This window comes from Gilvimarinus algae, from assembly GCF_030518215.1.
In the GTDB taxonomy this organism is placed as follows: Bacteria; Pseudomonadota; Gammaproteobacteria; order Pseudomonadales; family Cellvibrionaceae; genus Gilvimarinus; species Gilvimarinus algae.
The window spans coordinates 1-308 of sequence record NZ_JAULRT010000013.1 but is presented as its reverse complement, the minus strand read 5'-3'; the positions used below and the strand labels follow the sequence as shown (position 1 = coordinate 308).

Sequence of the window (308 nt, the reverse complement as noted above, 5' to 3'; positions counted from 1 at the left end):
AGTTCCAGGCCGAGGACCAGACCCCCTCGGGCAAGTTTACCACGGCCGGTGAGATCAAGATGATCCTGACCGCGACAAAACCCAATTGGGTGGCGGTGCGCTTGTATAACGGCCAGGATATCGTGTATTTCACCCAGCTTCTGTCGTGGCGCTGCGGGTTGCACCAGGTAAAATATGCGATCAATGACGGGCCGATGCAGACCTATGATCTGCCGCCTTGCCACCTTGATTTGGCCGCACCGAACTCATTGATCGACAACGAGGCGATGCCGATCATGGGGCTGGCGCCCGAGTCGGTTCAGTCGCTT

Annotated in this window: 1 protein-coding gene; it reads left to right on the top strand. The window is 57.8% G+C overall.

Annotated elements, in window-relative coordinates; all coding sequences use genetic code 11:
- Positions 1 to 308, top strand: a 308-nt coding sequence (locus QWI16_RS00050; RefSeq protein WP_302710674.1) for a hypothetical protein, incomplete at both ends; no start/stop codon positions are given.